The organism is Methylobacterium sp. E-066, assembly GCF_022829635.1.
Lineage (GTDB): Bacteria > Pseudomonadota > Alphaproteobacteria > Rhizobiales > Beijerinckiaceae > Methylobacterium.
The window spans coordinates 1-5,562 of record NZ_JAKSYO010000026.1 but is presented as its reverse complement, the minus strand read 5'-3'; the positions used below and the strand labels follow the sequence as shown (position 1 = coordinate 5,562).

Genomic DNA, 5,562 nt, shown 5'->3' with positions numbered 1-5,562 from the left:
CGATCTACGCGCGCACCGCGGCCTACGGCCATTTCGGCCGCGCCCCGGAGGCCGATGGCGGCTTCTCCTGGGAGCGCACCGACCTCGCCTCGAAGCTGAAGTCGGCCCTGTCGTAAGGCGGCCCGCGCTCCAGCGTTGAACGACCCGCCAGCGCGTCGTCCCCAATTCGGGACGGCGCGCTGGCGTTTTTTTGGAGTCCCGGTTTCAAAAGGTCTTGGACCTTTTGCGGGTGCAGGGCAGAGCCCTGCTTCGGGGCCGTGAGCCCTCTGGAACCGTCCTGCCCGCGCGCGGACGACGTGTTGGTAGCCGATGCCTGACCTGAACGGACGACCCGGTCGCGAGGCCGAGGAGCCGGAGCGCGCCTTCTTCGGGCGGCGCAAGGGCAAGCGCCTGCGCGGCTTGCAGGAGCAGCGTCTCGCCGAATTGCTGCCGGCCTTGCGCATCGACCTGCCGCCCGATGATGGGCCGCTCGATCCGCGCACGCTGTTCCCGGCGCTCGGCGGCGCTCCGGAGGAAATCTGGCTGGAGATCGGCTTTGGCGGCGGCGAGCATCTCGCCGCCCAGGCCGAGGCTCATCCCCGGATCGGCATCATCGGGGCCGAGCCGTTCGTCAACGGCGTGGTCAAGCTGCTCGCCGCGATCGAGGTGCGGGGCTTACGCAACGTCCGCATCCGCGACGAGGACGTGACCGCCCTGCTGGCGCGCCTGCCGGATGCCTGCCTGGACCGGGTCTACCTGCTCTATCCCGACCCCTGGCCGAAGCGCCGCCAGCGCAAGCGCCGCTTCGTGTCCGACGCCTCGCTGGCCGAGATCGGCCGGGTCCTGAAGGATGGCGGCCTGTTCCGGTTCGCCAGCGACATCGACGATTATGCCGGCTGGACCCTGGTCCGGGCCGCCCGCTGCCCGGTCCTGACCTGGACGGCGACACAGGCCCGCGACTGGACCGCGCCCTTCCCGGGCTGGCCCGGGACCCGCTACGAGGCGAAGGCGCTGGCGGCGGGCCGGCGCCCCACCTATCTGGAGTTCGTACGCCGCCCGCGCTGAACGGACGGGTCGCCGCAGCCGGGCGGGACGCCTTGCAACGGTCACGCTCGGGCGCCATCCTGAGTTGCCTTCGCGGTCCGGGCCGCGGCAGGGGGGTATCTCGTGCGAGAACGCGCCGCGGCGCGTTCGAGGAAGTTTCCGAGTGGGCGAGAGCGTGGGTCAAGACCCGGCGACGGACGACCCGTACCGCGCGGGCTTCGACGATGCCGCGATCGGCCTCGTCGTGCTGTCGGCGGATGAGGCGACGATCGTCGCCGCCAACCGGCTCCTGCACGATCTGCTGGGCTGGCCGCCGGGCCAGTTGACCGGACGCGCGACGGTGGAGTTTCTGGCCGACCGGCCCGAGGGCCTCGGCGACGGCATTCAGGCCTGGCGCCGGGCGGACGGGACTGTGCTCGACGTGCGGGTGCGGCGCTCCGGCCGGACCCTGGTGGTCGAGACCGTGGACGCGGACGCGGCCGCGCATTCCGAGGCGAACCGCGAGGCGCTGGAGAATGCCGGCCTCGGCGAGTGGCGCTGGGACCGGGCGAGCGGCCTGCTGACCCTGTCGCGCCGGGCGGCCCGGATCCTGGGGCGGCAGCCCGGGCGGTCCGTGCCGTGGGACGAGCTCAAGACCGGCCTGTCCGATCCGGAACTCGCGCGCCTGGGCGCGACCGTCACCGAGGCGTGCCGGGCCGGCAAGCCCTACCATTTCGATACCCCGGTGACGGTGGCCGGGCGCACCGTGATCCTGCGGGTGCGCGGCCAGGCCGTGCCGGGCCGCGACGGCGAACTCGCCGGCATGGTCGGCGTCGTCCAGGACATCACCACCCGGGTCGAGGCAAGGGACGAGATCCTGTCGCGCGATCAGCGCCTGCGGGTGGCGACCACCATCGCCAAGCTCGGCATCTTCGAGTGGCACATGCTCGAGGATCAGGCGATCTGGGAAAACGAGCACATGTACGAGATCTTCGGGCACGCCCCCGAGGACGGCACCATCGGCAAGAACGAGTTTCTGAACGACATCCTCCACCCGGACGACCGCGCCGCGGTCCGGCACGCGATCTCGAAGGCGCTGCGGGAGGACGGGATCCTGCAGATCGGCGGCCGGATCCGGCGGAGATCCGACGGGGCGTGGCGCACCATCGACATGGCCGGCCGGTTCGAGCGCGATGCGCCCGGCCGTCTGCCCCGGCGCCTGATCGGCGTGGTCGCCGACGTGACCGACCGGCGGATCGCCGAGGAGCGGCAGAGCCTGCTGATCCGAGAGCTGCACCACCGGGTGAAGAACACGCTGGCCACCGTGCAGGCGATCGTGGGCTCCACGGCGCGCACCGCCTCCAGCATCGAGGATTTCTATGAGGCCTTCGTCGGGCGGATCAAATCGCTCGCCCACACCCACGCCGTGCTCACCGAGGATACCTGGCAGACCGCCTCGCTGGCGAACCTGCTGCTCAGCGAGCTGAAGCCCTACGCGGAGGTCGCGGCCGATGGCGGTGCCGAGGGGCGGATCAGCCTCGACGGTCCGGCGATCGACCTGCCCTCTGAGATCGCGGTGCCGATCGGCATGGCGATCCACGAGCTCACCACCAACGCGGCGAAATACGGGGCGCTCTCCAACCGCACCGGGCGGGTCGCGGTGACCTGGTCCCTGGAGCCTGGGGGAGCGGCCGGGATCCTGCGCTTCCACTGGCGCGAATCGGGCGGACCGCCGGTCCGGCCGCCGAGCCGTCAGGGCTTCGGCTCGCGCCTGCTGCAGCGGGTGCTGATCACCCAGGTCCAGGCCGAGGTCGAGACCGACTATGATCCCGAAGGGTTTTCGCTGACCATGCGGGCGCCGATCCCGCCGCGCAACGACAGCCTCAACCCGCTGGTCTGACCGGAGGGGCCCGTCAGGCGGCGCCGCGCGCTCCGGATTCGCCGCCGCCGTCCACGAAGGCCTTCAGCTCGTCGAGCGACGCGAAGGTGAACCGGCCCTGCGGCGTCTCCGCCTCGATCGAGCCGTCCTCGAACATCACGTAGGTGTTGCCGCCGGAGGCGTAGCGCCCGACCACGGTGCGGGTGTCCGGCTTCGCCTCTGGCTCGGGGTCCGGCGCCGCGTCGAGGCTCGGACGCAGGGCAGGGGGGGCTTGAGCGGGCTCCGGGGTGGGATCCGGATGGATCTCGGGCTTCGCGGACGCTTCGGGCGCTTCGGGCGCGGCGAACAGGTCGTCCTCCGGGCTACGCTCGGCCACGGGATCGGGGACCACCTCCGGGACGTGCCGGCGGGGCGGCTCCTGCTGCGGGACCGGGGTCGACGGGAAGGCGTGGATCGGGAAATCCGATTCCAACGCGGCAGGCTTCTGCGGCTCGGCGGCCTTCGGGGCCTCGTCCGGCCGATCCTCCACGAGGCTCAGATGGGGCTCGATCCGCGGCCGCTCGGGATCGAAGGCCGGCTCGACGATCGGCGGCACGATGAAGGCCGGCGCGGCCGGCAGCACCGGCGGCAGCCGCGGCTGGCTTTCGGCGACGGACCCGGCCTCGGAGGACGCGAGCGCCGGGCCGTGCCCGACCGCCCGCTCGACCCGGCGGAACGTGAGGGCGAGCACGCCGATCCCGAACAGCACGGCGCCCGACGAGGCCGCGACGGAACCCGCGATCACCATCGCGAGGCCGCTCTCCAGACGCACATAGGGAAAGCCCTGGATCACGGCGGCGCAGCCCCCGATGGCCATGGCGGCGGCGAGCGCGAACAGCGCAGCGATCATGTTACTCTCTGAAACGGGCCGGCTAACCGCCGACGCTTACGGCGTGCCGCACAGTAAGGCCTTGCGGTCATATTGCAAAACCCGGTGGCGAGAATGCCCGGGATACCGGTTCTCACGCATCGTCGGGCCGGATCTCCGCGGCGGCGGTGCCCGCATCCGCCGGAACTTCGCGCCAAGCCTGGCCGCAGCGGCGTTGCCGTCGCGCGGGCACCGACTTACCTAGCTGATCGTGACCCGGAAGCCCCCGCCGGGGACGAGGCCGCCCAAGGCTGGCGCGGGCCGCTGTTTCTCGCGAAGCACGGCAGGCTCCAGCCCATTGTTATCGCACGATGATCTCGGAAGGCCGGGCTCCGGTTTGTCCGCATCGTGCTCCAAGCGGAGACAGAGCCAATGACCTTCACGCTGCCGGAACTGCCCTACGCCTACGACGCGCTCGGGCCGTACATGTCGAAGGAAACCCTCGAGTTTCACCACGACAAGCACCACAAGGCCTATGTCGATACCGGCAACAAGCTGCTCGAGGGCACGGATCTTCAGGGCAAGAGCGTCGAGGAGATCGTCAAGGCCGCCTACAACACGAATCAGCCGCTCTTCAACAATGCCGGCCAGCACTTCAACCACCTCCACTTCTGGAACTGGATGAAGCCCAACGGCGGCGGCGCGATTCCCGGCACGATCGCCAAGAAGATCGACGAGGATCTCGGCGGCGCGGAGAAGTTCAAGGCGGACTTCATCCAGGCGGGAATCGGCCAGTTCGGCTCGGGCTGGGCCTGGCTCGCTGTCAAGGACGGCAAGCTCGCGATCCTGAAGACCCCCAACGGCGAGAACCCGCTGGTCCACGGCGCGAAGCCGATCCTGGGCGTCGACGTGTGGGAGCACTCCTACTACATCGATTACCGCAACCGCCGGCCCGACTACCTCAAGGCGTTCATCGAGAACCTAGTGAACTGGGAGTACGTCGAGAAGCTGTACGGCGAAGCGACCGCCTGATCCAGCTGAGGGGTGCCGCGGGCCGATCGTGTCCGCGGCGCCCCCTTGAGGTAGCGGCCGAAACCGGCTCTTGATGCGCCCGTTGCCGGATGACCCGGTGCAGAAGGGTCCGGCCATTCCTTCCCATCTTCCCAACGCGACGACTCTCTCTTCGCCCTCTTCCTGCTCTGCGGGAAACCTGATTCAGACATTGCCGGACGAGGCACGGGTCCCCTCTCCCGTGCGGGAGAGGGACAGGGTGAGGGGTGCGACCTCTCCGGAAAGACCTGGTCCCTCACCCCAACCCTCTCCCGCACGGGAGAGGGGGCTCGTCGCGGTCTTCGCGAGGCAATACGTGGCCACCCTCCCCCGCAGAGGGGGGAGGGAGGTTTGCCGTCCATGATCCGCTCCATCCTCTCGGTGGGCGGCTGGACCCTGGTCTCGCGCGTCACCGGCTTCGCCCGGGACGTGGTGATGGCCGCCGTGATGGGCGCCGGGCCCATGGCCGACGCCTTCGTGGTCGCGTTCCGGCTGCCGAACCATTTCCGCGCGATCTTCGGCGAGGGCGCGTTCAACACCGCCTTCGTGCCGGCCTATGCCGGGCTCGCCGAGGCGGGCGCCTCCGGGGCGGCGCATCACTTCGCCGACCGCGTCTTCACCCTGATGCTGATCGTGCAGCTGGTGCTGCTGAACCTCGCCCTGCCGGCGATGCCCTGGGTGGTCCACGCCCTGGCGCCGGGCTTTGCCGAGGATGGCGAGCGCTTCCAGCTCGCGGTGGCGCTGACCCGGATCACCTTCCCGTACCTGCTGTTCATGACCCTGG

Annotated in this window: 5 protein-coding genes; 4 read left to right on the top strand and 1 reads right to left on the bottom strand. The window is 70.4% G+C overall.

Features of this window, described 5'->3' with window-relative positions:
• Positions 1-309: 309 nt before the first annotated feature.
• Positions 310-1,044, top strand: a complete 735-nt coding sequence (locus tag MKL20_RS01655; RefSeq protein ID WP_244035216.1) for a tRNA (guanine(46)-N(7))-methyltransferase TrmB — start codon at positions 310-312, stop codon at positions 1,042-1,044.
• 142 nt (positions 1,045-1,186) lie between these two features.
• Positions 1,187-2,902: an HWE histidine kinase domain-containing protein gene (locus MKL20_RS01650; protein ID WP_244035215.1), complete on the top strand. Its 1,716-nt coding sequence runs from the start codon at positions 1,187-1,189 to the stop codon at positions 2,900-2,902.
• A 13-nt stretch (positions 2,903-2,915) separates the two neighbouring features.
• Here the strand turns inward: MKL20_RS01650 and MKL20_RS01645 are convergent, their stop codons facing one another.
• Positions 2,916-3,770 (bottom strand): hypothetical protein, encoded by an 855-nt coding sequence (locus MKL20_RS01645; protein WP_244035214.1) that lies wholly within the window; start codon positions 3,768-3,770, stop codon positions 2,916-2,918.
• Positions 3,771-4,160: 390 nt separating this feature from the next.
• Between MKL20_RS01645 and MKL20_RS01640 the strand changes: the two genes are divergently transcribed.
• On the top strand, positions 4,161-4,760 hold the full coding sequence (locus MKL20_RS01640; RefSeq protein ID WP_243963784.1) for a superoxide dismutase: 600 nt from the start codon (positions 4,161-4,163) through the stop codon (positions 4,758-4,760).
• Positions 4,761-5,138: 378 nt separating this feature from the next.
• Positions 5,139-5,562, top strand: a 424-nt coding sequence (gene murJ / locus MKL20_RS01635; RefSeq protein WP_279594463.1) for a murein biosynthesis integral membrane protein MurJ, incomplete at its 3' end; no start/stop codon positions are given.

What these genes read in the sequence shown, in the direction of transcription:
- MKL20_RS01655 (WP_244035216.1), top strand. Translation starts at nt 310, where the DNA reads ATGCCTGACCTGAACGGACGACCCGGTCGCGAGGCCGAGGAGCCGGAG.
- MKL20_RS01645 (WP_244035214.1), bottom strand. Translation starts at nt 3,770, where the DNA reads ATGATCGCTGCGCTGTTCGCGCTCGCCGCCGCCATGGCCATCGGGGGC.
- MKL20_RS01640 (WP_243963784.1), top strand. Translation starts at nt 4,161, where the DNA reads ATGACCTTCACGCTGCCGGAACTGCCCTACGCCTACGACGCGCTCGGG.